The organism is Thermus caliditerrae (genome assembly GCF_021462525.1).
GTDB classification, from domain to species: Bacteria; Deinococcota; Deinococci; order Deinococcales; family Thermaceae; genus Thermus; species Thermus caliditerrae.
In genome coordinates this window covers 1-25559 of record NZ_JAKEDT010000025.1, presented here as the reverse complement: position 1 = coordinate 25559, position 25559 = coordinate 1, and the positions used below count along the sequence as shown (strand labels likewise).

Annotated in this window: 28 protein-coding genes; 9 read left to right on the top strand and 19 right to left on the bottom strand. The window is 64.5% G+C overall.

The genetic code is table 11. The annotated features are described in order from the left end of the window. Window positions 1-24 precede the first annotated feature (24 nt). From L1088_RS11125 to L1088_RS11070, 12 genes are all read right to left on the bottom strand, one after another. Window positions 25-486 carry a hypothetical protein gene (locus L1088_RS11125; protein ID WP_438948069.1) on the bottom strand — a complete coding sequence of 154 codons (462 nt, stop codon included), beginning with the start codon at window positions 484-486 and terminating at the stop codon, window positions 25-27. A gap of 52 nt (window positions 487-538) precedes the next feature. Beyond that, window positions 539-1384 (bottom strand): protoglobin domain-containing protein, encoded by an 846-nt coding sequence (locus L1088_RS11120; protein WP_185747552.1) that lies wholly within the window; start codon window positions 1382-1384, stop codon window positions 539-541. Further along, window positions 1381-1818, bottom strand: a complete 438-nt coding sequence (locus L1088_RS11115; protein ID WP_234555135.1) for a hypothetical protein — start codon at window positions 1816-1818, stop codon at window positions 1381-1383. Before L1088_RS11115 ends, L1088_RS11120 begins: the two co-directional genes overlap by 4 nt. 29 nt (window positions 1819-1847) lie before the next feature. Continuing rightward, a complete protein-coding gene (locus L1088_RS11110; RefSeq protein ID WP_234555134.1) occupies window positions 1848-2669 on the bottom strand; it encodes a DUF2249 domain-containing protein in 822 nt (273 codons plus the stop codon). Beyond that, on the bottom strand, window positions 2642-2860 hold the full coding sequence (locus tag L1088_RS11105; RefSeq protein ID WP_234555133.1) for a DUF2249 domain-containing protein: 219 nt from the start codon (window positions 2858-2860) through the stop codon (window positions 2642-2644). Before L1088_RS11105 ends, L1088_RS11110 begins: the two co-directional genes overlap by 28 nt. A gap of 99 nt (window positions 2861-2959) precedes the next feature. Continuing rightward, a complete protein-coding gene (locus L1088_RS11100) occupies window positions 2960-4291 on the bottom strand; it encodes an MFS transporter (RefSeq protein ID WP_234555131.1) in 1332 nt (443 codons plus the stop codon). Beyond that, on the bottom strand, window positions 4285-5616 hold the full coding sequence (locus L1088_RS11095) for an MFS transporter (RefSeq protein ID WP_234555130.1): 1332 nt from the start codon (window positions 5614-5616) through the stop codon (window positions 4285-4287). Before L1088_RS11095 ends, L1088_RS11100 begins: the two co-directional genes overlap by 7 nt. A gap of 3 nt (window positions 5617-5619) precedes the next feature. Further along, a complete protein-coding gene (narI, locus tag L1088_RS11090) occupies window positions 5620-6297 on the bottom strand; it encodes a respiratory nitrate reductase subunit gamma (RefSeq protein ID WP_234555128.1) in 678 nt (225 codons plus the stop codon). A 3-nt stretch (window positions 6298-6300) separates the two neighbouring features. Next, a complete protein-coding gene (locus L1088_RS11085) occupies window positions 6301-6813 on the bottom strand; it encodes a nitrate reductase molybdenum cofactor assembly chaperone (RefSeq protein WP_234555127.1) in 513 nt (170 codons plus the stop codon). A gap of 9 nt (window positions 6814-6822) precedes the next feature. Next, window positions 6823-8358: a nitrate reductase subunit beta gene (gene narH, locus L1088_RS11080; RefSeq protein WP_234555126.1), complete on the bottom strand. Its 1536-nt coding sequence runs from the start codon at window positions 8356-8358 to the stop codon at window positions 6823-6825. 15 nt (window positions 8359-8373) lie between these two features. After that, the gene (locus tag L1088_RS11075) at window positions 8374-11964 is read right to left on the bottom strand and encodes a nitrate reductase subunit alpha (RefSeq protein ID WP_234555125.1); all 3591 of its coding nucleotides are present in this window, start codon (window positions 11962-11964) and stop codon (window positions 8374-8376) included. A 2-nt stretch (window positions 11965-11966) separates the two neighbouring features. Then, complete coding sequence (locus L1088_RS11070; RefSeq protein ID WP_234555124.1) at window positions 11967-12761, bottom strand: c-type cytochrome; 795 nt, start codon at window positions 12759-12761, stop codon at window positions 11967-11969. A 95-nt stretch (window positions 12762-12856) separates the two neighbouring features. Here L1088_RS11070 and L1088_RS11065 point away from each other — a divergent pair, with 95 nt between their 5' ends. The 5 genes from L1088_RS11065 (at window position 12857) to L1088_RS11045 (ending at window position 17972) form a co-directional block, all read left to right on the top strand. Then, a complete protein-coding gene (locus L1088_RS11065; protein WP_234555123.1) occupies window positions 12857-14665 on the top strand; it encodes a GAF domain-containing protein in 1809 nt (602 codons plus the stop codon). A 3-nt stretch (window positions 14666-14668) separates the two neighbouring features. Then, on the top strand, window positions 14669-15322 hold the full coding sequence (locus L1088_RS11060; RefSeq protein WP_234555122.1) for a Crp/Fnr family transcriptional regulator: 654 nt from the start codon (window positions 14669-14671) through the stop codon (window positions 15320-15322). Between the two features lie 88 nt (window positions 15323-15410). Then, window positions 15411-15674, top strand: a complete 264-nt coding sequence (locus tag L1088_RS11055) for a FeoA family protein (RefSeq protein ID WP_135343628.1) — start codon at window positions 15411-15413, stop codon at window positions 15672-15674. Continuing rightward, on the top strand, window positions 15643-17727 hold the full coding sequence (gene feoB, locus L1088_RS11050; RefSeq protein ID WP_234555121.1) for a ferrous iron transport protein B: 2085 nt from the start codon (window positions 15643-15645) through the stop codon (window positions 17725-17727). The genes L1088_RS11055 and feoB overlap by 32 nt, the downstream gene beginning before the upstream one ends. Further along, a complete protein-coding gene (locus L1088_RS11045) occupies window positions 17727-17972 on the top strand; it encodes a hypothetical protein (protein ID WP_234555120.1) in 246 nt (81 codons plus the stop codon). Before feoB ends, L1088_RS11045 begins: the two co-directional genes overlap by 1 nt. Here L1088_RS11045 and L1088_RS11040 read toward each other — a convergent pair. After that, window positions 17969-18238 carry a ferredoxin family protein gene (locus L1088_RS11040; protein WP_135343626.1) on the bottom strand — a complete coding sequence of 90 codons (270 nt, stop codon included), beginning with the start codon at window positions 18236-18238 and terminating at the stop codon, window positions 17969-17971. The genes L1088_RS11045 and L1088_RS11040 overlap by 4 nt on opposite strands. Before the next feature lie 146 nt (window positions 18239-18384). Between L1088_RS11040 and L1088_RS11035 the strand changes: the two genes are divergently transcribed. From L1088_RS11035 to L1088_RS11020, 4 genes are all read left to right on the top strand, one after another. Beyond that, window positions 18385-18780 carry a hypothetical protein gene (locus L1088_RS11035; RefSeq protein WP_326490772.1) on the top strand — a complete coding sequence of 132 codons (396 nt, stop codon included), beginning with the start codon at window positions 18385-18387 and terminating at the stop codon, window positions 18778-18780. Window positions 18781-18832: 52 nt separating this feature from the next. Then, the gene (locus L1088_RS11030) at window positions 18833-19123 is read left to right on the top strand and encodes a DUF488 domain-containing protein (protein ID WP_234555116.1); all 291 of its coding nucleotides are present in this window, start codon (window positions 18833-18835) and stop codon (window positions 19121-19123) included. 72 nt (window positions 19124-19195) lie between these two features. Then, on the top strand, window positions 19196-19699 hold the full coding sequence (locus L1088_RS11025) for a cytochrome P460 family protein (RefSeq protein ID WP_234555114.1): 504 nt from the start codon (window positions 19196-19198) through the stop codon (window positions 19697-19699). Window positions 19700-19708: 9 nt separating this feature from the next. Beyond that, complete coding sequence (locus L1088_RS11020) at window positions 19709-20275, top strand: MarR family winged helix-turn-helix transcriptional regulator (RefSeq protein ID WP_234555112.1); 567 nt, start codon at window positions 19709-19711, stop codon at window positions 20273-20275. Here L1088_RS11020 and L1088_RS11015 read toward each other — a convergent pair. The 6 genes from L1088_RS11015 to L1088_RS10990 all read right to left on the bottom strand — a co-directional run bounded on the left by L1088_RS11015 (window position 20272) and on the right by L1088_RS10990 (window position 25470). Beyond that, a complete protein-coding gene (locus L1088_RS11015) occupies window positions 20272-21402 on the bottom strand; it encodes a TIGR04053 family radical SAM/SPASM domain-containing protein (protein WP_234555110.1) in 1131 nt (376 codons plus the stop codon). The genes L1088_RS11020 and L1088_RS11015 overlap by 4 nt on opposite strands. A gap of 95 nt (window positions 21403-21497) precedes the next feature. After that, the gene (locus L1088_RS11010; RefSeq protein ID WP_326490773.1) at window positions 21498-22067 is read right to left on the bottom strand and encodes a cytochrome D1 domain-containing protein; all 570 of its coding nucleotides are present in this window, start codon (window positions 22065-22067) and stop codon (window positions 21498-21500) included. A gap of 26 nt (window positions 22068-22093) precedes the next feature. Further along, the gene (locus L1088_RS11005; protein WP_234555106.1) at window positions 22094-22963 is read right to left on the bottom strand and encodes a transposase; all 870 of its coding nucleotides are present in this window, start codon (window positions 22961-22963) and stop codon (window positions 22094-22096) included. Next, on the bottom strand, window positions 22926-24053 hold the full coding sequence (locus L1088_RS11000) for a nitrite reductase (protein ID WP_234555104.1): 1128 nt from the start codon (window positions 24051-24053) through the stop codon (window positions 22926-22928). Before L1088_RS11000 ends, L1088_RS11005 begins: the two co-directional genes overlap by 38 nt. 135 nt (window positions 24054-24188) lie before the next feature. Beyond that, window positions 24189-24485: a hypothetical protein gene (locus tag L1088_RS10995; RefSeq protein WP_234555102.1), complete on the bottom strand. Its 297-nt coding sequence runs from the start codon at window positions 24483-24485 to the stop codon at window positions 24189-24191. Further along, window positions 24478-25470, bottom strand: coding sequence for a cbb3-type cytochrome c oxidase subunit I (locus tag L1088_RS10990; RefSeq protein WP_326490771.1), 993 nt, complete (start codon window positions 25468-25470; stop codon window positions 24478-24480). The genes L1088_RS10995 and L1088_RS10990 overlap by 8 nt, the downstream gene beginning before the upstream one ends. Window positions 25471-25559 lie beyond the last annotated feature (89 nt).

Sequence of the window (25559 nt, the reverse complement as noted above, 5' to 3'; positions counted from 1 at the left end):
TCTCCTTCCATCCCCTCTCCGCCCTCAGGTTCCTGGGGCTCTATGCGGTATAACGGTCAAGTCTGGGTTCCAGCGCGGGGCTTGGCGAAAGGTGAGGTAGGTGTGGTAGGCGAAGCAGAGGAGGGCGGCCAGGACCAAGCCCCCACCCCAGGGAACCAGGGGGGGCACCCAGGCAAAGCCCGAGGCCAGGAGGACTACCCCTAGGGCCCAGAGGGCCATCACCGGATACCCCCATTCCGGGCGAAAGAGGGGCGCCTCCAGGACCACCGGCAAAAGCTGGTGCATGGCCCCCAGCAGCACCCCCACCCCAAGGCCCAAAAGGAAAAGGTGGGCCACGGCCAAACCCCAAGGATGCCGGGGTACGGGGAGCGCCTCCGGGTGAAGGGCAAGAAGAAGGCCGGCCGCCAGGAAAAACCCCTCCCCCAGGAAGACGAAGCCAGCGGGGATGGCGAGGGGAATCACGCGGGTGTGGGCCGTCGCCAACATCGGCTTAATCCTGAGCCAGCCGCTCGGGATTGGCCATGACCCAGGTCAAGCCCTAGCGGCCCGGGGGCAAAAGGGTGAGAAGGTCCCCCGCGGCCAAAGGGGTGGCCAGGCCCTCCAAGTAGCGCACATCCCGGCCGTTGAGGAGGACAGCCCAGCGGGGCCTGAGGCGATAGAAGGTCTTGGGGGAAAGCCAAAGCCCCACCTCCTCCTCGGCGGGGAGGGCCTCGAGGGCCAGATCCCTCAGGCCGGGGTTCACGGCAAAGACCTTAAAGAGCGCCTCCCCCACGCTCCCCGCCCCTAGGGCCAGGGGCCTGGGCAGGGCGGGCTGGGCCAGGCCCAAGGCTTGGAAGCGCACGGTACCCTCCCCCTCCCTGAGGGCCAAAGCGGCGTCAAACCCTTTCCGCATCACCTCCTCCTGGGCCGCGAGGTAGACGAGCCAGGGGCGCACGTCCCGCACCCTCTCCGCCACGTACCGCCCCACCTCAGCGAAGGAGAGGCCCACGTACTCGGGGGGAATGTAGGCCGCCTTGGGCCCCAAGCCCCCATGCCAAAGCCCCGCCCGGTACACCTCCCGGGCGAACTCCTTGGAGGTGTCCACGCCGATGGTGCGGGCCAACCAGGCGGAGAAGAAGGCCCGCCTTGTGTAAAGCTCCTCCTCGGGCACCCTTCCCTCCCAACCCAGGGCCCGGGCGGTGCCGGGATGGCGGCTCAGGTGGTCGTAGACCCGGGCCACGAAGGCCGCGGCCCCCTCCAGAAGCCTTTCCGCCTCCAGGCGCATGGCCCTTTTCTCCTCTTCCCCCAGCCCGCCAAAGGCAAGGAGGTCGGCAAAGACCTCCTCGGGCAAAGGCGGCAGGTCCAGCACCAAGGCCTCCTCGGACAGGCTCACCGCCTCCTTCATCCTCCCCCCCTTTCCCTTTCCTCGCGCATTTTCCTCAGCATATCCCCCGTGACCACCCGCCTCCGCATGGCCCAGGCAAAAACCAAGGCAGCCAGGAGCTGGAACCCGCCGGCCACCGCAAGCCAAGGGCGCAGGCCCTCTTGGCCCAGGAAATAGAGGGGCTCGAGGACGAGCCTTAGGAGCAGGCCAGCGTTGAGAAGAACGAAGGTGAGCCCCTCGAGGCCATCCTGCCTCAAACCCCCGGGCCTCGGCATCAGCCAGTAGGCCACCCCCATGACCATCTGCAGGAAGAAGCCTACGAGCCCCGCATGCACGTGGGAGGGGCGAAAGGGACCTTGAAGGCCAGGCAGGAGGTAGAACAGAGTGCCCAGCAAAGCCGTGTAGACCAAATACACCAAAGCCGCCCGGATGAAGAGAAAGTGCCAAAAGCCCATGGGTTCCCCCAGGAAAGCGCCCCTAGGGCCTAACCTCCTTTGCGGATCAGGATCTTCACCTGCCCTGGGCCGAGATCCTTCAGCAGGTAGGTGTGCCCCTCTGCCTGAAGGCGGGCCAAGAGGTGCACCGGCCTGCGCACGTGGTGGACCAGAAGCTTCTCCCCGGGCCTTAGGCTGGCCAAGGCCTCCAGGACCCGCATCATGGGCAGGGGGGGCTCGAGGTTCTCCTCAATGTAGACCTCCGCCTGGTAGCTTTCCCAATCCGCCTCACTTAAGGAGGCCGGGCCAGCCGCCACCTCCTGCCCCTTCCCCACCCCCTGGCGGTAAAAGTGAACGCGGTAGTGCCCCTCTCCAAGCCGCTCGCACCAGGCTAAAAAGCCCTGCTTCCCCAGGACCTTGTAAAGGGGGATGGGCTCAAAGAGCACCTCCAAAACCAGCCTCTCCCCAGGTCCCACCTCCCGGGCCGCCGCCATGATGGCCTGGAAGGGCTCCCCACCCCTTTCCAAGATGGGCCGCACGTCCAGGTGAAAGCCAAGGGGAGCGGAGAGCCAGGGAGGCGGCGGGGCGCCAAGAAGGCTTTCTGCTTCTCCCCCCAGCACCTCCGGCCTGGCCTCCACCCCCAGGGCCCGGTTCAAGCGGGCCACCAGCTCCTCCGGCTCCAGCCCCCCCATCCTGGCCGCCTGGGCCACGGTGACCAGGTTGGGCAGGGTCTTGCGCAGAAGGGGGTTCTTGAGCCTCTGGAAGGCTGGGCTCGCCTCCACCAGGACCCGAAGGAGCTCTGGCCAGCGCCTGAGAACCTCGGCCACCCTCATCTCGGGCCGGACTACCTCTTGCCGATCCTCACCCGCCATACCTCCGGTCCCTCCTCGAGGTACACCCAGTCCACCTGGCCTGGCCTTTCCGCCATGAGCTGGTAGTAAAGGGGCTTGGGGTCGTGGTCGTTGACCAAGACAAAACTCTCCCCGGGCTTTAGGCCGTCAAAAAGGGCAAAAATCCTAGGGTGCCGTTCCCGGGGAGGTAAGGTCCACACATCCAGCTCCATGGCCTAAGCCTCCACCACCTTCCCCCCCATCCGCCATGACCTGGGTCAAGCAAAGACCCGGGCAAGGCATGCTTGCCCGGGTATGGTCCAAAAGCCCCTCTAGCAAGGTTTCTCCGCTCCCCTCCTGGCGTAGTAGTACCAGTTCAAAAAGAGGTTCAGGGCGTAGAAGGCCATAAGGGCGTAGAAGAAGGCGGTGAACCCCCCCGTCGTCCGCTGGGTGTAGGCGGCCAGGGTGGAAAAGATAAAAGGCCCGTAGGCGGCGATGGCCGCGGTCCAGCCGATGACCCCCCCCGCCTGCCTGGGCGGGAAGATCATGGGCATCTGCTTGAAGGTGCTGGCATTCCCCACCCCGCTGAAGAAAAAGACCAGGAGCATGGCCAGGGCAAAGAAGGGGAACTGCTCCAAAGAGGTGGGCCGGGTGAAGAGGGTAACCAGAAGGGCGGAGAGGAAGATGCCGATGGCGGAAACCTGGGTGACGACGGCCCCGCCGTAGCGGTCCGAGATGGGCCCCGCCAGGATGCGGGCCAAAGAGCCCACCAGCGGCCCCAAGAAGGCGTACTTCAAGGGATCCGGGGCCCCTTCAAACTTCCCGTAGACCTCACGGATGAGGAGGGGAAAGATGGCGGAGAACCCGGAGAAGGAGCCAAAGGTCATGATGTAAAGGCTGGTCATGATCCAAGTATGCTTGTCCCGGAAGATGTCAAACTGCTCGCGGAAGTTGGCCCGGACCGGGACGCTTCTCAGGTACACCCAGGCCAGCAACGACCCCACCAGCACAAAGGGCACCCAGAGGAAGGTGGCGTTTTGCAGCCAGATGGGCTGGGACACCCCGGGCTTGGGGGTGAAGGCCTGGGGCCCCCCCAGGAGGGAGCCGAAGAGGGCAAAGCCGATGACCCAGGGGGTCACGAACTGCACCACCGAGACCCCGAAGTTGCCTATCCCCGCCTGCAAGCCTAAAGCTGTTCCCTGGAGGCGCTTGGGGAAGAAGTAGCTGGTGGAGGGCATGAAGCCGGAGAAGTTCCCCCCGCCGATCCCCGCCAAGAAGGCCAGGAGGAGAAGCACCCAATAAGGGGTTTCCGTACTCTGCACCGCAAAGCCCCAGCCCAAGAGGGGGATGAGAAGAAGCAGGGTGGAAAAGGTCACCAGGTGCCGGGTCCCCAGGATGGGGGGCAGGAAGGTCCAGATGATGCGCAAGGTACCCCCGGCCAGCCCCGGCATGGCGGTAAGCCAGAAAAGTTGCGTGGTGGAAAGCTCAAACCCCACCTTGGGCAGGCGCACCACCAGGGCGCTCACCACGAACCAGGTGATGAAGGCCAGGGTGAGGTTGAAGGTGGTGATCCAAAGGGTGCGCCAGGCCAAGGCGGGGTCCCAGCGCTTGGGGTCTTCGGGGTTCCAGTCGGTGATCCAGGTGCCTTTAACTGCCCTTAGCATGGCCGGTCTCCTTTCAGCTCAAAATCGTTTCTCAGGTGCTTGGCCTCCCCCTGTAAAAGCTGCATAACGGTGAAGTGCATCCAGAGGAAGGCGATGGCCGTCAGTACAAAGAGGACGAAGAAGGTCATCTGGGGTAGACCCGTCCAGGCCTGGGCGTAGGCAAAGAGGGGTGGCAGGAAGAAGCCCCCCAAGGCACCCAAGAGGCCCACCAACCCCCCCACGGCCCCCACGTCCTTGGGGAAGTAGGTGGGGATGTGCTTGTAAACCGCGGCCTTGCCCACGCCCATGCCCACGCCGATCAGGAAGACCAAGGCGGTGAAGAGCCAAACGTTCATGTTGAACTGCATGACCTCCTTGGTCCCCTGCTTGGTGTAGAGAACAATGTGCCCCTCGGGCATCATGAGGATGCCGGAAGCCAGAAGGATAATGCCGAAGGTCCAGTACATGACCCTCCGGGCTCCTAGGCGGTCGGAGAAGTAGCCGCCCACGGGGCGCAAAAGGCTCGCAGGGAAGATGAAGAGCGCGGTGAGCAAAGCAGCCTCATGCAGGGGAAGGCCGAAGACGTCCACGTAGTACTTGGGCAGCCAAGCGCTCAAGGCCACATAGGCCCCGAAGACCACCACGTAGTAGAGGCTGAAGCGCCAAACCCGCACGTACCGAAGGGGTTTCAGCATCTCCAAGAAGGGCCTTCCCTGCCCCGGGCGCTTGTCCCGCCTGGGGGTGCCGAACCACATGAGGAAGCCCATGAGCACGAGGAGGACCGCATAAAGAAAGGGGATGAAGCGCCAGCCCCCAGGGATGAGGCTCCCCAGGTACCCAGCAGGGGGGATGCTGGCGATCAGGGCCGGACCGATGAACTTGGTCACGCTGGCGCCCACGTTCCCCGCGCCAAAGACCCCGAGGGCGAAACCCTGCTGGTCCTTGGGGAACCAGGCGGAGTTCCAGGCGATGCCTACGCTGAAGGCATTCCCCGCAAACCCCACCAGGAAGGCGTAGAGAAGAAGTTCTTGGTAGCTCCCCGCCCGGGAAACCAGGTAGGCGGGGATGGCGGTGAAGAGGAGCATCAGGCTGAAGATCAGCCGCCCCCCGTAGCGGTCGGTGAAGATACCGGCGAAAAGCCGCCACAGCGAGCCATTCAGGATGGCCACCGCCGAGAGCCAGGAAAGCTGCACATCCGTAAGGCCAAACTCCTTGCGGATGGGCACTCCCAGCACCCCGAACATCAGCCACACCGCGAACATTAAGGTAAAGCCAAGGGTGGACAGCCAAAGGACTCGGACGCGATCGGGACGCTCTTGTTTCAGCTGAATGGGATCGTGGACCATGGTTCACCTCGCCAGCTTGCGCACCCAGATGACGATTTGCCAGGGCCTAAAGAGGTAGCCCAAGGGCACGGTGAGGATGTGGATCAGGCGGGAGAAGGGAAAGACGGCAAGCAGGAGCCAGAAGTTAAAGACGTGGAGCTGGGTCCAGAAGGGCAGGTCGGCGATGAGTTCCGGCCTGGGCTGCAGGGTGAGGATGGACCAGAGGTAGGGGGTCATGACCGCGGGGAACCAAAAGCTCCCGTAGCGGTAAAGGAGGGCGGTGAGAACCCCCGTGAGCGCCGAGACGAAGACCACCACCAGCACCACATAGTCCATGGCGGTGGAAGCCGCCCGCACCCGGGCCACGGAGATCCGCCGGGCCAGGAGCACGTAGGTGCCCACGAGGGCCCAAAGCCCAAGGCCGAGCCCGGTGATCTCCAGGAGGTAAAGCCTTAAAGGCACCGCATTCCAAAGGAGAAGCCCCTTGGGGAGGAAGAGGGCCAGGAGGTGGCCCAAAAGCACGATCACCAAGCCCCAGTGCATGGCCACGGAGCCGAAGAAAAGGCGCTTTTGCTCCAGAAGCTGGCTGGACTGCGCGGAAACGGAAAAGGGCCGGTAGACCATGCGGTAGGCGGTAACCGCCACCGCCAAGGTGAGGGCGATGTAGGGGAAGACGCCGAAGAGAAGGGCGTTCCAATTCATCCTTCACCTCCTTGCCAGAACTCCCTGCAAGGCTTCCTGGACCCCCTCGAGGACCAGGAGATAGGGGTTCTTGGCGTCTAAGGTCTTCAAGGTCTTGTGCATCTCCTCCAGGGCCTTGGGCAGGATCTCCAGAAGCTCGGGAAGGGGGTTTTCCGAGCGGGCCAAGTAGCGGAGGACGTTGGCCAAGTGGTCGGGAAGCTCGCTCCCCGGGTCCAGGTCCATCTCCCGGAAGGCCCGCACCAAGGCGGCCAGAAGCTCCCCCCGCTGGTAGCTTTCCCCGTATACGGCAAAGCCCACATAGGGGGCGGTGGTGGGGGTCAGGTCCAGGGTGCGGGTGTAAAGCTCCTCCCACTCTCCCAGGGAAAGCTCCTCCACCTGGCGCAAAAAGCGCTCCAGCTTCTGCTTGGCGGGGCCCCTAGGGCACTCGATCCAGCGCCGCCAGAGCTCCTCCAAGCGGCCCGGCGTGGGGTAGTCCAGGGCCAGGGCCAGGGTTTCCAGAAGGGTGGCGTTGCCCATGGTCTCCTCCTACTCCCCCCTTAAGGGCGGCTGGATGTAGCCGAAGCCCGCCTCCCCCTTGTGGGCCAGGGGGTCCTTCCAGACCTCCGCCGCCATCTCCCGGTGGTAGGGAGGCAAGACGAAGCGCTCCTCCAGGGTGGGCAGGGTGGTGAGGCGGTAGATGGCCTCGGCCTCCTCCAGGGTGAGGCCGGCGTCCGCCAAAACCTTCAGGGCCTTCTCCGTGGGCCGGCCCTCGAGGCTCTCCTGCCGCTTCAGGATGCGCACCGCCAGCATCTTCTTGAGCACGGGGACGATGAGGGCCTCGTTGCCGGCAGCGAAGAGGTTCGCCAGGTACTTCACGGGCAGGCGGGCCTTCTCTAGGCTCTCGTAGAGCTCAAAGTCCAGGTCGGTCTCCGGCAAGTCCAGGCGCACCAGGCCCCCGTTCCCCTGGCTGGCCCTCAGGGCCTTCTCCACCGTGGAAACCACGGGGGAGAGGGGCGGGACGTAGAACATCATGGCCAGGGTGCGGTACTCGGGATGCAGGGGCAGGGCCAGGCGCCAGACCTTCACGAACTTGTAAATCGGAGAGTTCTGCGCAGCCTTGATCCAGCCATCGTCTATGCCCTCGGCCTTGGCCGCGGCGATCACCTCGGGGTCGAAGGGGTCCAGGATGACCCTCAGCTGGGACTCCACCAGCTCCTCGTCGGGCACCATGGCCGCTTCGGGGATGCGGTCGGCGTCGTAGAGGAGCACTCCCATGTAGCGGATCCGCCCCACGCAGGAGTGGGCGCAGGCGGGGGCCTGGCCGGTTTCCAGCCGGGGGAAGCAGAGGATGCACTTCTCGCTTTTGCCCGTGGCCCAGTTGTAGTAGACCTTCTTGTAGGGGCAGGCGGCCACGCACATGCGCCAGGCCTTGCACTTGTTCTCGTTGACCAGGACCACCCCGTCCTCCGCCCGCTTGTAGATAGCCCCCGAGGGGCAGGCGGCCACACAGGCCGGGTTCAGGCAGTGGTTGCAGATGCGGGGCAGGTACTGGAAGACCACCCCCTCGATCTCGGAAAGCTGGGCCTGTACCTCTGGATCCAGGGCCTGCAGGTTAGGGTCGTTTTGGGCGTAAAGGGGGCTTCCCCCAAGGTCGTCGTCCCAGTTGGGACCGGCCTCAGGGGTCATGGGCTCCCCCGTGATCATGGAGACGGGGATGGCGGTGGGCTGGTCCTCCCCTTCCGGGCTGGTGAAGAGGTCGTTGTAGCGGAAGGTATAGGGCTCGTAGTAGTCGTCCAGGGAGGGCAGGGCGGGGTTGAAGAAGAGGCGGAAAAGCCCCTGGGTGCGGGAGTGGAGGCGGAGGTCCAGGTGGCCGTCCTTAAACTCCCAGCCGCCCCTAAAGCGCTCCTGATCCTCCCAGCCCGTGGGGTAGCCCGCCCCGGGGCGGGTTTCCACGTTGTTCCACCACATGTACTCCGCGCCCTTGCGGTCGGTCCAGAGGTTCTTGCAAGCCACGGAGCAGGTGTGGCAGCCGATGCACTTGTCCAGGTGGAAGAGCATGGACATGTGGGCTCTAACCCTCATGGCGTTCCTCCTTTCTCACCACTCCGGGGGCCTTTCCAGCTTGCGCACGAAGACCCAGGTATCCCGGTTCACCCCCACCGGCCCCCAGTAGTTGAAGGCGTAGGTGAACTGGGCGTAGCCGCCCGACATCAAGACGGGCTTCAAGCGGGCGCGGGTGAGGGAGTTGTTCATCCCCGCCCGCTTGCCTCGCAAGGGGCTTTTGGGAATGCCCACGGTGCGCTCGGTGGCGTGGTAGACGAAAACCGTACCCCTAGGGATGCGGGCGGAAACAATGGCCCGCTGCACGAAGACCCCGTTGTCGTTGAAGAGCTCCACCCAGTCGTTGTCTTTAATGCCCAGCTCCGCCGCATCCTTGTCGTTGAGCCAGATGGGGTACCCGCCCCGGGAGAGGGTCATCATGCGGTGGTTTTCCGAGTAGGTGGAGTGGATGGACCACTTCCCGTGGGGGGTGATGTAGTTCATGAGCTTGCCGCCTGCCTCCTGGGCGCTCTTCTCCGTTTCTTGAAGCATGTGGACCTCGGGCCTTGGCTTGTAGGTGGGGAGGTGTTCGCCCCAGGCCAGGTAGTTGGGGTGGTCCAGGTAGAAGTGTTGCCTCCCCGTGAGGGTGCGCCAGGGGATGAGCCGCTCCACGTTCAGGGTGTAGGGGCTGTAGGCCCGGCCTTGGTTGATGATGGCGCTCCAAGTAGGGGTGGTGAGCTGGCGGCGGGGCTGGGCCACCAGGTCCTTGAAGGAGATGCGCACATGGCGGCTCCCCTCGGCCAGGTCGGTGAGCTTGACGCCGGTCTTTTTCTCCTCGTCCAGAAAGGCCCGGTAGGCCAGCTCCCCGTTGGAAACGGGGTCCAGGAAAAGGATGGCCTCGGCCACCTGGCGGGCCTCCTCGAGGCTCGGCCGCTTCTCCCCCTGGAAAAGCCGGGGCTGGCGCTCGGCAAGCTCCCGGTAGAAGTCCTCCACCGGGATGGAAAGCCCGTGCATCCCCACCCCGTTCTTCTCCACAGCTGGCCCCAGGGTCACCATCTTCTCGTAGAGCTGGGTGTAGTCCCGCTCCACCACCCGGAACTTGGGCATGGTCTTGCCGGGGATGGGCTCCGCTTCCCCTCTCTTCCAGTCCCGGTCCTCAAACTGGGCCAGTTCGTCCGGGGTGTCGTGCTGGAGGGGGATCATGACGATGTCCTTGACGGGCTTGGGTAGGTGGACCCTGGCCAGCTCCGACACCTTCTTGGCCACGGCCTTGAAGATCTCCCAGTCCGGCTTGGACTCCCAGGCCGGGGGCACGGCGGCCTGCAGGGGGTTGATGAAGGTGTGGAGGTCCGTGGTGTTGATGTCGTCCTTCTCGTACCAGGTGGCGGCGGGGAGGACGATGTCGGAGTAGAGGGCGCTGGTGTCCATGCGGAAGTTGAGGTCGACCACCAGGTCCAGCTTCCCCTCGGGGGCCGGCTTGCGGTAAACCACCTCCTGCACCTGCCCCTCCGCCTTCTCCTCCGCCACCAGGTTCGTGTGGGTGCCTAGGTAGTGCTTGAGGAAGAACTCGTGCCCCTTGGCGCTGGTGCCGATGGCGTTCCCCCGCCAGATGAACCAGACCCTGGGCCAGTTCTCGGGGGCGTCGGGGTCCTCCACGGCGAAGCGAAGCTCCCCCCGCTTCAAGGCCTCCACCACGTACCCCACGATCTCCGCCTCGGTCTTGGCTCCCCTGGCCTCCGCCTCCTTGACCACCTCGAGGGGGCTTTTGTTGAACTGGGGGAAGAAGGGGAGCCACCCCTTGCGCACCGCCCGCACCTGGTGGTCGATGGTGTGGTCGGAGAGCCCCTGGGCCGTCTTGTCGTAGGCGGAGAAGCCCCGCTCGTAGCGCCACTGGTCGGAGTGGACGTAGTGGAAGCTCGGGGTGTTCTGCTGCCTGGGGGGATAGCCCCAGTCGGTGGCGAAGGCAATGGGACCCCAGGAGGCCTGGTTGGCCAGCTTCTCCTGGCCCACGTAGTGGGCCAGGCCCCCGCCGTTCACCCCCACGCTTCCCGTGAGCATGAGGGCCACGATCCCCGCCCGGTACATGAGGTTGTTGTGGTACCAGTGGTTGATGCCCGCCCCGATGATGATGAGGTTTTTCCCCTTGGTCTTGAGGCCGTTCTCCCCCCAGGAGCGGGCGTACTTAAGGAGGGTATCCCGGTGGATCCCGGTCCACTTCTCTTGCCAAGCGGGGGTGTAAGGCCGTTCGTCCTCGTAATCCCTGGGGTAATCCCCCGGAAGACCCCGCCCCACCCCGAACTGGGCCATGAGGAGGTCAAAGACCGTGGCCACCGCCACCCTCTCCCCGTCCTTGGTGGTCACGTACTTCACGGGCACGCCCCGCCTGAGCTTTTGGTCGGAGGCGAAGTCGTCAAACTCCAGGAGAAGGACCTCGTCCTCCACCCCCAAGAGGCTCAGGTGGGGGTTTAAGGGCTCGCCGGTTCTGGGGTCTTCTAGCTTCAGGTTCCACTTACCCTTCTCCTTCTGCCAGCGGAAGCCGAGGGTGCCCATGGGCATCCTGGGGCCCTTGGCCTCGTCCCACAAGAGAAGCTTGAAGTCCCCGTTTTCCTCCTCGGCGTACTCCGAGAGGCGGTTAGCCCTGAGGTAGCGCCCGGGACGGCCATCCCGGATCTCTATCAAGAGGGGGGCGTCGGTGTAGCGCTTCAGGTAGTCCTGGAAGTAGGGCACCTCCCTTTCGGCGTAGTATTCCTTGAGGAGGACGTGGTTCACCGCCATCCAGAAGGCCCCGTCCTGGCCAGGGTTAATGGGAATCCACCAGTCGGCGTACTTGGAAACCTGGGAGAAGTCGGGGCTGAAGACGGTGAGCTTGGCCCCAGCGTGGCGCACCTCGGCGATGAAGTGGGTGTCGGGGGTGCGGGTCATGTTGAGGTTGGAGCCCATGACGGCGATGAAGCGGGCGTTGTACCAGTCGGCGGACTCGTGAACGTCCGTCTGTTCTCCCCAGATCTCGGGAGAAGCGTTGGGCAGGTCGCAGTACCAGTCGTAAAAGCTCAGGGGCACGCCGCCCAGGAGGGAGAGGAAGCGGCTTCCTGCGGCGTAGGAGATCTGGCTCATGGCCGGGATGGGGGAGAACCCGATCACCCGGTCCGGCCCGTAGCGCCTCACCGTGGAAACCACCGCGGCGGCGATGAGCTCCAGGACCTCGTCCCAACTCACCCGCCGGAAGCCTCCCTTACCCCTTGCCTTCTGGTAGCGCTTGCGCTTATGGGGATCGCTCTGGATGGCCTCCCAGGCAGCCACGGGGTCGGGATGCTGCTTTTTGGCCTCCCGCCAGAGGTCCAGAAGGGCCCCCTTGGCGTAGGGGTACTTCACCCGGATGGGGCTATAGAGGTACCAGCTGAAGCTGATGCCCCGCTGGCACCCCCTAGGCTCGTAGGGGGGCAGGCCCGCCTCGAGGCTCGGGTAGTCGGTGGCCTGGAGCTCCCAGGTGACGATCCCATCCTTAACGAAAACCTCCCACGAGCAAGACCCCGTGCAGTTCACCCCGTGGGTGGTGCGCACCCGCTTGTCGTGTTGGAACCGGTTGCGGTAGAACTCCTCCCACTTCCTCTCCGCTGGGCTTTCTATTTCCTTAATCCAATCTTTCATGTTTACCTCCTAAGCTGGTCTTGGATACGCTCCGCCAGGCTCTTGGGCCTCAGCTGCCAGAGGATGGCCTGGTAAAGCAGCAGGAGCCCCAAAAGGACCAACCCCGCCACCAAGAACCGACCCAGGTACAGGGAAGCGGGCCTTGGCACCTCGTTGGCAACCTGCACCAAAAAAGCGGCCAGGGCTGACGCCTCCACCTCGGTCAGGGGCTTGCCCTTGTAGGCTTCCCGCATCACAGGGAAAGCGGGGTTTTGTAATAGGGCCGTAAGCCCTGCCTCGCCCCCTAGGCGCTTGGCGGCATCCGTGAGGTCTTTCCCCATAGACCCCCCGCCCAGGAAGCCCACCCCCGCCACCGTGTGGCAGGCTTGGCAGGGCGCCCCACCGTTTTGCAGGGCTTTTTGCCCCAGGTATAGCGCCCGGCCCAAAGCGGCATCCCCTTGCACCTGGGGGGCCGGCGCTTTGGCTTCGGCTTGGGCACCCGAGAGACCCTTCAGATACTGGGCGATGGCCCGAGCCTCGGCCTCGGACACCTGGGGCATGGGGGGCATGACCCCGCTATAGGTCACCCCGTTTACCTCCAGCGGGCCAGAAAGCCCCTCCCGCACCACCTTCACCACATGGGCCTCGTCCTGCACCTTGGGGTTCCCCGCTAAAGGAGGGATGGCCCCGGGGATGCCCTGCCCCTCTGCGCCATGGCAGGCCGCGCAGTACTGGCCGTAAAGGGCCTGCCCGTCCTGGGCTAGCGCCGGGGCCAGGGCCAGGACCAGGGCTAGGAAAACCAGCCTTCTACCCTTCATCTCCACCTCCGGCTCCCAGTGTGGATCCGGGCCCTAACGGCCACTTTTCCCTTTCGGGACATCTGTCCTAAGAGATGGGCTTACCCTGAGAGGCGATGAAGCCCTTAGCCCGCCTGCGTCTGGACCGGGAGGGGCGGGCGGCTGTGTTGGAGGCCAACTCCTCTTTGGGCCTGGAAGGGACAAACCTCCCCTGTGCCGCCCTCGTCCAGGGTCAGGATCCCTTCGGCCGCCCCCTTTGCCCCCGTTGCCCGGTACAACGGGAGCTCAGGCGGGGGGCCTACCGGGCCAGCACTCCCTTGTTGGCCAAGGGGCGGCGCCTCCGCTGCCAGGGGTATCGGGAAAAGGACGGTTTTGTGGTGGAGCTCTATCCCGAGCGGGCCGAACCCCCTGACCTCCTTCTGGAACTCTCCCGCCTCACCCAGCACCTCCTGCAAAACCCCGAGAACTTCCCCAGTGCCCTGGAGGAGTTTCTCAAGGTCCTGCGCTTAGCCCTGGGCATGGAGGCTTCCGAGCTCTTCCTCATTGACCCGGAGGGGCACCACCTGATATTGACGGCCTACGAGGGCCTCCACCGGGAGGCCTTCCTGGAAAGACCTTGGTTCCAGCTGGGGGAGGGTTACCCCGGCATCGTGGCCTTGCATCGGGAACCCCTCTTCACCCACACCCTCGGGGAAGACCCCCGGTATCTGCGCCAAAAGGTAAAGCAGCTCGGCTACCAAACCTATGTCTGCTACCCCCTGGAGCTGCCCCAAGGGCTCATCGGGGTCCTGAACCTGGCCTCCCGGGACCCGGAGGTGGACCACGAGGAGGTTTTGGAAACCCTCTCCCGCATCGGCCCCCTCTTTGCCAGCACCTTGTACACCCTCCTCACCCGGTTAGGGGAGGTAGGCTTACAAGCCCTCCACCAACACCTCTACCGGGGCGAGATTTCCGAGGCGCGGTTATCCTTTCTGAGGGAGATCCGACGCCTCACCCAGGCTACCGGGGTCCGGGTGGCGGCGCGCGGAGGAGAGCGGTGGGAGGTAGGCCTGGTGCCCTCATGCGCCATGCGGGACTGCCCCGCCTGGAAAGGGCTGGTGGTGGGCCACAAAAACGGTCTTCCCCCCTGCCCCGAGGCCCAAGGACGCCCCAGGATCTGCCTGCCCCTATGGGCCCGGGGGGAGGTGGTGGCCACGGCGACCCTATTCCACGCCCGTCCCCTCAAGCCCGCCACCCGCCCGGCAGCCCCCGCCCTGTGGTTTTCCAGACTGGCGGTTCCCTTTCTCTTTCCTTCCCCAAACCAGGAAAAGGCCGATTCCCCGGAGCTGGAGGTCTACGCCCTGGGGCGGTTCCACCTGCGGTACCGGGGGAAAGAGCTCAGCCCCAAAAGCTTCGGGCGGGGTGGGGCGTACCAGCTTTTCAAGTACTTTCTGGCCCACAAGGACCGGGCTCTCTACGTGGACGAGCTCTGCGAAACCCTCTGGCCCGACCTTCCGCTGGACAGGGCTCGGCAGGAGCTGTACACCTTGGTTTACCACCTCCGCAAAACCCTGCCTGGCATCGTGGAGCGGGAAGGAGAGTACTACCGGCTGAAGCTCCCTGAAGACCGCTTCCTGGACTTTGAGCGCTTTGAGGAGCTGATGCGCAAGGCCGACCTCGAGGAGGGGCTTTCCGCTTTCAAAACGCTTCGGCAGGCCCTGGACCTCTACAAAGGCCCCCTCTTCGGGGACGACCCCTATGGGGAGTGGACGGAGGTGGAGCGGAACTACCTGCAGGACCGGGCCCTTGCCGGCCTCCTGCGTCTTGGGGAGTTGGCCGAAGCGTTGGGCTACGTGGAGGTGGCCAAGGAAGCCTACGCCCGGGCCCTAAAGCTGGAGCCCTACTTGGAGGACGCGCAAAGGCGCCTGGCCCTCCTCAAGGGGTAAGGGATGGACCTCAGGCAGGTTCCCCTCTTCCGAGACCTGGCCCTCGAGGACCTCAAGGCTTTGGAACACGAGGCCCGGGCCAGGCGGCTAAAGCGGGGGGAGGTGCTCTTCCTCGAGGGGGAGCCTGTGCGCTCCCTCTTCGTGGTGGAAAGGGGCCTCATCAAGGTGTACAAGCTGGACCCTGAGGGACGCAAGCAGGTGGTGCTCCACCTGGAAGGCCCAGGACGGGTCCTGGCCGAGGTGGCCCTCTTCCTGGAGCGGCCGACCTACCCCGCCAGCGCCGAGGCCCTGGAGGACAGCCAGGTCCTGGCCATTCCCAAGGAACGCTTCTTCCAGCTGGTGGAGGCCCGCCCTCCCTTGGCCCGGGCCCTCATCCGCTACCTGGCCCGTCGCCAGGGGCAGCTTCTCCACCTTCTGGACCGCCTGGTCTTCCATGAGGTGCGGGAGCGGCTTTGCGAGTTTCTCCTGGACAAGCTTGCCCAGGAGGGGCAGGGTTTTCACCTGCCCACCAACCCCGAGCTTGCCGCCCTTTTGGGCACCGTGCCCGAGGCGGTTTCCCGCAACCTGGGCCAGCTCTACCGCCAGGGCCTGATCCAGCTAAGGGGGCGGCGGGTGGAGATTCCCAACCCCCAAGCTTTGGTGGAGCTGATCAAGTGAGAGTAGTTATCGCTTTAACTTACAAAATCCGAGCGGAATACTTGACATTATCTCGGTTGCGGTTTAGCCTGGGCCCAGGAGGTTGGTTATGCTTTCCCTAGCCCAGCTTTCCCCTGGCCACCGGGCCCGCATCCTCCAGATCCCCCCGGAAAAGAAGCGGCTTCTCGCCCTGGGGTTAAGACCTGGGGCGGTGGTGGAGATCCTCCTCAAAGCTCCTTTGGGGGACCCCCTCGAGGTTCGGGCCGGGGAAGCCTACCTGCTTGTCCGCCGGGCTGAGGCCAAGGGGATATTGGTGGAAGCCCTGAGCGTTGCAGAACCCCATGAACTGCCCCCGGTGCGACCCACCCGATAACGCCGCCCTGGAGGCCCCCTCCACCCGCACGAAACGCTGGGCCCTGGTGGGTGGGCCCAACACCGGAAAATCCTCCCTCATCAACGCCCTGGCGGGAAGCCAGCTCTCGGTGGGCAACTGGCCGGGGACCACCTTGGAGCGCCTTTCCGCCCGCCTGGACCTGGGGCCGACCCAGGTGGAGCTGGTGGACCTCCCCGGCACCTATAGCCTTCTTGCCACCTCGCCCGAGGAGGCCCTGGTGGCCCGCGAGCTCCTGCAGCACCCCCCGGACCTGGTCCTCAACGTCCTGGACGCGGGCAACCTGGAAAGGAGCCTGGTCCTCACCCTGGAGCTCACGGAGCTTGGACTGCCCATGGTTCTGGTGGTGAACCTCCTGGACGAGGCAGAGGCCAAGGGCCTGAAGGTGGACCTCGAGGCCCTGGAGGAAGCCCTGGGGTTGCCCGTGGCCGGCACCGTGGCCAGCCGAGGCCAGGTGGCGGCAGTCTTGCCCAAGGCGAAGGAGGCCCGCATCCCCAGCCCCAAGGTGCGCTATCCCGAGCCCCTGGAGAAGGCAGTAGACCACCTCGGTCCTTGGATTCCCAATCGGGGCCTGGCCCTTTTGGCCCTCATGGGGGAGGAAAACCTCCCCCTATCCCAAGAGGCGCTGGAGGCCGTTCAAAGGGCACGGGAAAGCTTGAAGCGCATGGGCCACGACCCCTACCTCCTGGCCCTGGAGGGGCGCTACCAGAAGGCCCGCGAGGTCTACGAGAGGGCAGTTCACCGCCAGGGGAGCTCTGCCCCCCTGACGGAACGGCTGGACCGCCTGGTCCTCCACCCCCTCTTGGGCCTGCCCCTCTTTCTCTTGGCCCTGTTCCTCACCTTCCGCTTCACCTTTGCCCTGTCCGCCCCCTGGGTGGATTTCATCGGCCGGACGCAGGAGGTTCTGGCGGGGTGGAGCGGGGCCCTTCCTCTTCCCCCTCTCCTGCGCTCCTTCCTGGCGGAAGGGCTGGTGGCCGGGGTGGGGACGGTCCTCGCCTTCACCCCTATCCTTTTCCTCCTCTACCTGGCCCTGGCCTTTTTAGAGCTTTCCGGGTTTCTAGCCCGCATGGCCTTTGTGGCCGACCGGGCCATGCAGTGGGCGGGACTGCCCGGCAAGGCCTTCATCCCTCTGGTCTTGGGGTTCGGCTGTAACGTGCCCGCCATCTACGCCACCCGGGCCCTCTCCCACCCCTTGGACCGCTTGCGGGTGGCCCTGGCCATCCCCTTCCTGGCCTGCGGGGCGAGGCTTCCCGTCTTCACCCTCTTCGCCTTCGTCTTCTTCCCCCAGCAGGCCCCCCTGGTGGTCTTCGGCCTCTACCTCCTGGGCCTCCTGGTGGGTCTTCTCACCGCCTTCCTCCTGGGGCGGGTGCTGCGGGCCGACCGGGGGGAAGGGGCCATGGAGCTCCCCCCCTACCGCTTCCCGCCCCTGAGGCTCCTCCTCCGCCTCTCCTCGGCCCGCACGGGGAGCTTCGTGCAAGGGGCTGGGGGACCCATTCTGCTGGCAGTCCTTGCCATCTGGGGTCTTCTACACATCCCGCTCTTGGGGCAAAGCCCCTACGCCCTCCTCGCCCAGGGCCTCACCCCCCTCTTCCGTCCCTTGGGGGTGGAGGACTGGCGGCTGGTGGGGGCCCTCATCCCCGGGTTCGTGGCCAAGGAGGTAGTGGTGGGTACCCTGGGGGTGAGCTTCCTGGGAGGGGAAACCCTAGCCCCCATGGGCCTCTGGGAAGGGCTCCGCAACCTAGGAGAGGGCCTGGTCCAGGCAACCCAAGGCACCCTCCAAGGCCTGACCTCCCTCCTGACGGTGAACCTCTCCTTGACCCCGGAACCCACCCCCCTGCAGGCGGCCCTGAAGGAGGCCGCATCCCCCTCCGGGGCCCTGGCCTACCTGGTCTTCGTCCTCCTCTACACCCCCTGCGTGTCCACCCTGGCCGCCCTCCGGCAGGTGGTGGGCCTGCGCTGGAGTGCTTTGGCCGTGGGCTACCAGCTGAGCGTGGCCTACCTTCTGGCCCTCCTCGCCCACCGGGTGGTGCCGTGATGGAACGTGCCCTCGAGCTCCTCAAGACCCCCAAGACCCCAGCCGAGCTGGCCCGGGCCCTGGGCCTGACCCTGGCGGGAGCAGAACTCCTCCTGGCCCAGTTGGCCCAGCGGGGCTACGTTCGCCCCCTAGGCTGTGGAACCGGCTGCCGGGGTTGCACCTTCCGAGGCTTGTGCCAGGGACCAGGGGAAACCTACTGGGTCCTCCAGCCGGGCCAGACCCTCCCCCGGTCGGCCTCGGGCTAAGCTGGGTCCTCGAGGACGTGGACGTTGGCCAAGGTGTGGGCCCAAACCCGGTTCCTCTCCACGTACACCCGCCAGGGCTCGGGCACGTCCTCCTCAGGGTAGATGGCGTTCACCGGGCAGGCGGGCACACAGGCCCCGCAATCAATGCACTCGTCCGGGTGAATGTAGAGTTGCTCCCCGGCGTCGTAGATGCACTCCACGGGGCAAACCTCCTGGCAGGAACGGTCCTTAACGCCGATGCAGGGCTCGCAGATCACGTGGGGCATAGCTACCTCCAAGGCCTAGCCTGCTCCCTTCCCTTTGGCCCGTCCATGACCGGGGTCAAGGGGCCTGGGGCCTTGGAACCCACGCCCCAAGCCTCCCAGGGAACAAACGCACACTTATGGGGGAGTGGGAAAGGCAAGAATAGGGCATGGTAGCCTTGAGAAAACCTCTTCCCCCCTATACCCTCCACACCCCAGGAGGGCAAAGGGTGTATTTGCCGGACCTTAAGGGAAAGATTCTGGTTCTCCTACGGGACCCCGGGACGGCCCAGGTCTTGGCCCAGAGGAAAGCCGAGCTCGCTTCCCTCGAGGCTCGGGCCTTCCTCCTCGCCCAAGAAGCCCGGGAGAGCCCCTTGCCCCTCCTCGTGGACCGGGAAGGAAACCTGGTCCGCGCCATTCCGGAAAAGGGCGTGCTGGTGGCCGACCCCTTCCTGGAAGTCTACCACCTGGGGCCGGTGGAAGGCGTGGAGGAGATCCTGGACTGGGTGCGCTTTGTGGGAGCACAGTGCCCGGAATGCGTCCTACCTGAAGCGGAATGGCTCTAAAGATAGAGCTTGTACGCGCCGGCATCCCCGGAGGACGGGGTGTGGGTGTTGAGTGGACCGCCTCTGGCCTCGAGGGCTTAGCAAGGAAAAGGCCCAGGTGCACTGGTGGGCCAAGGAACTCGCCCCCTCTGACGAGCTCCGCCGCTTCTTCGCCCACGACCCCGAGAAATACCCGGAGTTCCTCCGCCGCTACCGGAAGGAGCTAGAGGGCAACCCCGCCTTGGAACGCCTCAGGGCCTTAATCCAAGAGAAGACCGTGGCCCTTCTCTTCGCTGCCAGAGAAGAGCCTTACCACAACGCCAGGGCCCTGCCGGAGATCCTGGGGCAGGAGCAGGAGCCTTGAGCCCAGCCCTTCTGACCCCTTGACAGGGCCAAGGGCTGGGGTTAGTATTTAGGAGTACTAAGGAGGTAGGGTATGCGCCTGAAGCTACCGGCGTTTCTCGGCTTCACGGTCCTAAGCTTTTTGGTCTTAGCCCAGTACCAGTACGGGAGCGGCCAGGCTTCGCCACCCACCTTCCCCTATCCCGAGGGCTACCGGCTCTGGACCCACGTGAAGAGCATGGAGCTCAAACCCGACCATCCCCTCTACGAGAGCTTCGGCGGCTTGCACCACATCTACGTGAACCAGACCGGGCTGAAGACCTACCTGGAAGGTAAGAAGGATCCCTTCCCCAAGGGCACGGTCATCGTCTTTGATCTCCTCGAGGCCAAGGAGGAAGGAAACGCCCTCCTGGAAGGCCCAAGAAAGCTTATCGGGGTAATGGTCAAGGATCCGGACCGGTATAGGGCCACGGGAGACTGGGGGTACTACGCCTTTGGCCCCGACAAGAAACCCCTTAGCATCGACCCCACCTCTTGCCACGCCTGCCACCAGGGGGTGGCCAACACCGACTTCGTCTTCAGCGCCTTCCGGCCCTAAGATGGAGAGGTGGGCGCTTCGCAAGGCCAACGTAGAGAGGAAACGCTCCTCGCCCTTTTGGAGCGCCTGGCCCAGGTGGAGCGGGCCCTCCTCACCCGGCAGGCCTACCACCTGGGCCTTACGACCCTACAAGCCCAGCTCCTCATGCACCTTTCTGAGAGGCCTCAGGGAGTGGTGTCCCTGGCAGAACTCCTCTCCCTGACCCCAGCCACGGTGAGCGAGGCCCTAAGCAGCTTAGAGGGCAAAGGGCTTCTCTTCCGAACCAAGGACCCCAAGGATGGCCGGCGCTGGATTCTACAGCCCACGGAGGATGGGCTCCACCTAATCCAAGCCTTGAAAAGCTATTCTGACCCACTGCTACAGGCCCTACAGGGCGTACCCAATCGGGAGGGCCTACTTTTAGGACTGATGGAGCTTCTGGCGGAGCTGGTGCGCCAAGGAACGGTGCCCGAGACCGGCCTTTGCCTTACCTGCCGCTATTTGCGGCGAGAAGAGGGTTTTTTCTGCTCCCTCCTCCGCCTGGCCCTAACGCCTTTGGACCTTCGCCTCGCCTGCCCGGACCACACCCCCGCCTAGGCGCCCGCCCTTGGAACCTTGCCCACTTTCTCCAACCAAGCCGGGGGCACATACACGCATCGGGGCTCGCTGGCCAGATAATCCCCGGTTTCCGCCCAGGCCCTGGCCCGGCTCCCCCCACACACAAAGCGGTACTCGCAGACCCCGCACTTCCCTTTGAGAAGGTCCTTGTTGCGGAGTTCCGGAAAGAGGGAGCTGTGTCGATAAATCTCCAGAAGAGGCTTCTCCCGGATGTTGCCGGCGTAAACCGGCAAGAACCCCGAAGGGGCCACATCCCCGGTGGCGGACACGAAGACAAAGCCGTTCCCATCCGTAACCCCAAGCCGGGAGTGCTCCATGCCATCCTGGAAATACTCCTGGTAGAGGCTCTCTCCTGCCGCCAGGGCCCGGTCCTGGGCCCCCAGTTCCCTCCGCCTCTCTAACACCACCCTGCGAAAGTGGTGGGCTTCGGTGGTCTTTACATGGAAGGGGTAGGAAAGGGAGACCTCGTACAGCCAATGGAGCACCTCCTCGAACTCCTGGGCAGAAAGCTGCCTTAGGAGAGCCCCCCGCCCCACGGGCACCAGGAAGAAAAGGCTCCAAAGGACCACCCCCTTCTCCGCCAAAAGATCGGGCAAAGCCTGGATCTCCTGCCAGTTTTCCCGGGTCACGGTGGTGTTCACCTGGGTGGGAAGCCCCGCCTCCTTGGCCCAGTCCAAGGCCGCCAAGGTCCGGGCAAAGGTGCCCTCCTCTCCCCGGAAGGCGTCATGGCTTTGGGGGCTCGCCCCGTCCAGGGAAAGGGCCAGCCGGGTCACCCCCGCCTCCTTGAGCTGGGAGACCTTCTCCCGGGTGAGGAGAGGGGTGGCCGCCGGGGTAAGGCCCACCTTAAGGCCCAGTTCCCGAGCCCTTTGGATGAGGAAAAGGAGGTCGGGGCGGGCCAGGGGGTCCCCCCCGGTGAGGAGCAAGAGGGGCCTGGGACGGTAAGTGGCCACCTCCTCTATGAGCCTTAACCCCTCCTCCGTGGAAAGCTCCCCGGGCAAGGGGTGGGGCATGGCCGAGGCCCGGCAGTGGCGGCAGGCCAGGAGGCAGGCGTTGGTCACCTCCCAGGCAACCAGATAAGGGTACTGGGCAAACTCGGGGCGCTCCATAGGGCCAAGCTAACCGGAAGACCCCCTGCCGGCCATGACCGGGATCAAGGCCAAGCGGGGAGCGTTCAGGCGCTCCCCGCCCTCGACCCAGGGGGCTAGTAGATGTCGTAAGCGGTGTTGTACACGTTGAACTTCCCCGTAGGAGTGCGCACCCAGTCCCCAGTGATGCGGGCCTTTCCTTTGAGGGTCAGGGCGTCGTAGACCACGATGAAGGTAGGGGTGTCCTTAGAACCCCAGGCGGAAACCCAGATCTCCGTACCCCCCTTGTTGAACTCGGGATGCACCATGCGGGCCTTGAGCTCCTGGGCCTTGGGCACCTCCCAGCACTTGGTGACCTCCAGCTTGCGCTTGTCTATGGCGCAGAGGCTAGCGGCAGCTTGTGGGCTCGGGCTCATGGGGAAGTCCACGATGACCCAGGGGCTGTTGGGGTGGGTCTTGATGAAGAGGGTACCAGCGTAGGGGAGGGTGATCCGCTTGACCACCTTCCAGGCGTACTGGGGATGCTTCTCGGGATCCACCCCCACCACGGTCACCTCGGGGCTACCAATGTTGCCCGTGGCCCAAACGGGCCCGTAAGTGGGGTGCTCCCAGTTGGAACCCCGGCCCGGATGGGGCCTGACCCCCGCCTCCACCTCGGCGGCGAACTCCCGGGTCTTGGTATCGATTACGATCAGTTCCTTCGTTTGCTACCTCAAAGCTCCACCCCCGCCATCTCCAGGAGGACCCGACTCCGGATGAGGTTGTGGGCCAAAAGGATGAGGTTCACCCTCGCCACCAAGCCCCAGTAGGACCGGGCCTCCATCCGGTGAAGCCCTAGGGAACGCACCATCACGCTGAAACGCGTCTCTATCCAGTTCCTCACCCTCCCCATCCATGCTCTCCAAGAGGTGCCTACCACCTTCCCTCCCCGGGTGCGGTAGGGCGGCGTGACCACCCCCTCCACCCAACGAAAGCCTCGGTCCCCCAGGACATGCTCCAAGCCCTCCAGAAGCTCCCTGGCCCAGGTCTCCCGGGCATTCCCGGGCAGAAGGGCCCAGCGGTGAAACAGCCCCCGGTCGTTGATGACCCCCACCAGGGCGTAGCCCGCAAAGCCCCCCAGAGGGCCAATCCCAACCCCGGAGCCAGGCAGGGCGTAGCCCCGAATGCGGTGGCCGTGGGCCATGGGGAGGGGCTTCGTCACGGGCGTAGCCCGTATCTTGTAGTCCACCACGTGCAGGAGGCTGGGCCCCTGGGCCAGGCGTAGGGCCAGGTGGGCCAGGAGGGACTGGGCGTTTTGCAAGACGCGGAGGAAGCGGGAGAGGTGGGGTAGGGAGGGGAAGTAGGGGCGGAGGAGGGCTTGTACGAGGAGGTAGCCTTTGCTGAGGTCGAGGCCCAGGAAGGTCAGGAAGAGAGCGATGGTCAAGAGCTCGGGGAGGGTAGCTTTTTGGTGGCGCTGAGGTTTGGGGAGGCGGATGCCTTGGGCTTGGAGGGCCTTGAGGGCGTCGTCGACCCAGATGTAGGTAGCCACCAGGAGGATTTCTGCGTCAAGATGGTAAAGGGGATGCTCGCGATCGGGTCGCATAGCATCCCCCTTTTCTCATACCCAAGGGGTGCAGATCAAGTAGCAAACGAAGGATCTGTTTGTTCAGCGCGTTGGCCGCCACAATGAAGTAGCGCTTCAGGGCCCAGCCCCCATCGTGCAGGAAAAGGTCGGTATCGATCATGGTGATGGGTAGGGGACGGCCCCTCTTGTGCAGGTTGGAGTAGTCCACCAGCCAGGTCTGGCCCGATTCCTTGAGGTTTACGATCCACTCGGGGTTAAAGTGGCTGGCCACGATGGCCGCCACCCGGGCTTCCATCACCAGCTCCCCGGCCCCCTTGGCGTAGGAGATGGTGGAGACCATCTTGAGGGGCTCCAGGGTAAGGCCATCCAGAACCACCATGGTGGGCGGCCAGTAGCACCCCACCACCGCGTACTTGTCCTCGTAACCCTTGTACTTGCTGGACTCAATGGACCGGGCATCCACGCAGGGCTTGGACTCCGCCACCACCTGGGGTGGGTTCATCCAAAGGTCAATGAGGCTGGCCTTGCCGTCGCGTCCGATGGCCATGAAGTACCGGCCCGTGGCCGAGGAGCGCAAGATGTGGGTGGCGAAGCCCGTGGGCACGATGGTGACCAGTTCCTTCTTATCCCCGTCGATGATGGCCACCTGTCCGGTGTCCCGGAGCACCTGGCCGAAGAAGTTCTGCCAGTTGCGGTTATGGAGCGGTTTGGTGGGCCGCTTTTCCGGGGGAACCTGCACCTTCCAGGTCTTCTTGATCTCCTCAAAGGTGGGGACCGGAGGCGCCGGGGGCTGCTCCAAAAGGAAGCGGGCCACAAGCTCGATATCCTTTTCCTTAAGAATCCCCTGCCGTCCCCAATCGGGCATGCCCCCAGGCAGGCCGCCGAAGATCGCCGCCTTCAGGTACTCCACTCCCTTTTCCGCCATCTTCTTGGGGTCAAGGGCGGGACCCGTGGCTCCCTTCCGCAACACCCCATGACAACCTGCGCAGCGGTCAAAGTAGATTTTAGCTGCCTCCTCCTTTTCCACCGGACTTAGGGGTGCCGGAGCCTGGGCCAAAGCCAAAACCCCCACCAGTAAAAAGCCTAGCAGTCCAAACCCCTTCCTCATGGCTTTCACCTCCACTAACTAGGATAGAAAACTCCGAGTAGTACAGATGTCCTATGACCAAAGTCCCTACAAAACTCCACACAAAAACATGGAAAGCCGAACCCCACTACGGGGTCCGGCACAGGGAAGGAAAGGCTAATGGACGTGCTCCTTCTCGTGAAAGGTGGTCACCACCCACCACATCCCCTGGGGAATGAATAGGTAGACCAAGGAGCTGAAGGCGATCAGGTACTTCCAGAATGGGTCCAGATAGGACGGCAGGATCATGCCCAACGCCCCCAGGGCCTGCAAGGCGGCGAAGAGGTAGGAGAAAGCAACGACCGAAGGCTTCCCCAGCATCCGCCCCAGGGCGTAGAACATGGCGTAGAAACCCGCGGCGGAAACCATGAGCATACCGTAGAGCATGAGGTCCCGCACCACCTCGCTAGTCATGGGCCCCCACCTCCTTGGCCATCCTGGCCTCGCCTTTGCCGATGGTCAGCACATCCCAGAGGAGAACCAGGTAGCTGACCAGGAAGAAGACCCCAAAGACAAAGCGCCAGACCATGCCATTTTGGAACCAGGGATGCTGCTGGGCGTCTATGTAAGCCTGCCAGGTGCTGCCCCCGATGGCCCGTTCCACCATGGTCTGCGTAAAACCGGCAATGGTCATGGCCGCGGACATCCCAAAGATGCTCACCACCATCAGCAGAAACGCCCATTTCCAGAGCTTAGAGTCAAAACGGGGAAGCTCAGGGCGACGCACCTGGTGGAGCGCCATGTAGATCACCGTGAGGATGGCGGTGACGTAGGCCCCAAAGAAGGCCAGGTGGCCGTGGGCCGGGGCCAGCTGGGTGCCGTGGGAGTAGAGGTTGATCTGGGGCAGGGTCTGCATGAACCCCCAGACCCCGGCGCCGATGAAGTTCCCGAAAGCTTGGGCAATGGCCCAGAAAAGGGCGGGCTGGTTCACGGTCTGCATGCGGTGGACTCCAGCGTCGTAGACGGCGTGGACCACCATGGCCACCAGGGGTATGGGCTCGAGGGCGCTGAAGAATCCGCCCAGACCCAACCAGTACTCCGGGGTGCCGATCCAGAAGTAGTGGTGCCCAAGGCCCAGGATCCCGGTGCCGAAGACCAATGCCACCTCCAGGTAAAGCCAGGTCTCCACGATGCGCCGGGGCGTGCCCAAGAGGTGCATGAGGGCCATGGCCATGATGGAGCCCACCAACACCTCCCAGGTCGCCTCCACCCAAAGGTGCACCACCCACCACCAGAAGTACTGGTCCATGGAGATGTTGGGAGTGTAGTGCATGCCCGCGGTGTAGAGCCCGGCCAAGGCCACCAGGTCAAACATCAACACCGCCACCACCCCGGTGATGCGCTGGGCCTTGAGGGCCGTGGCCACCACGTTGTAAAGGAAGATAACCATCACCGCCACGATGCCAATATCCGCCCAGCGGGGCAGACTTGACCGCTATACTGCATAGAGCCCCAGGAACCGCAGGGCGGCCATGGGGTTGAAGGAGA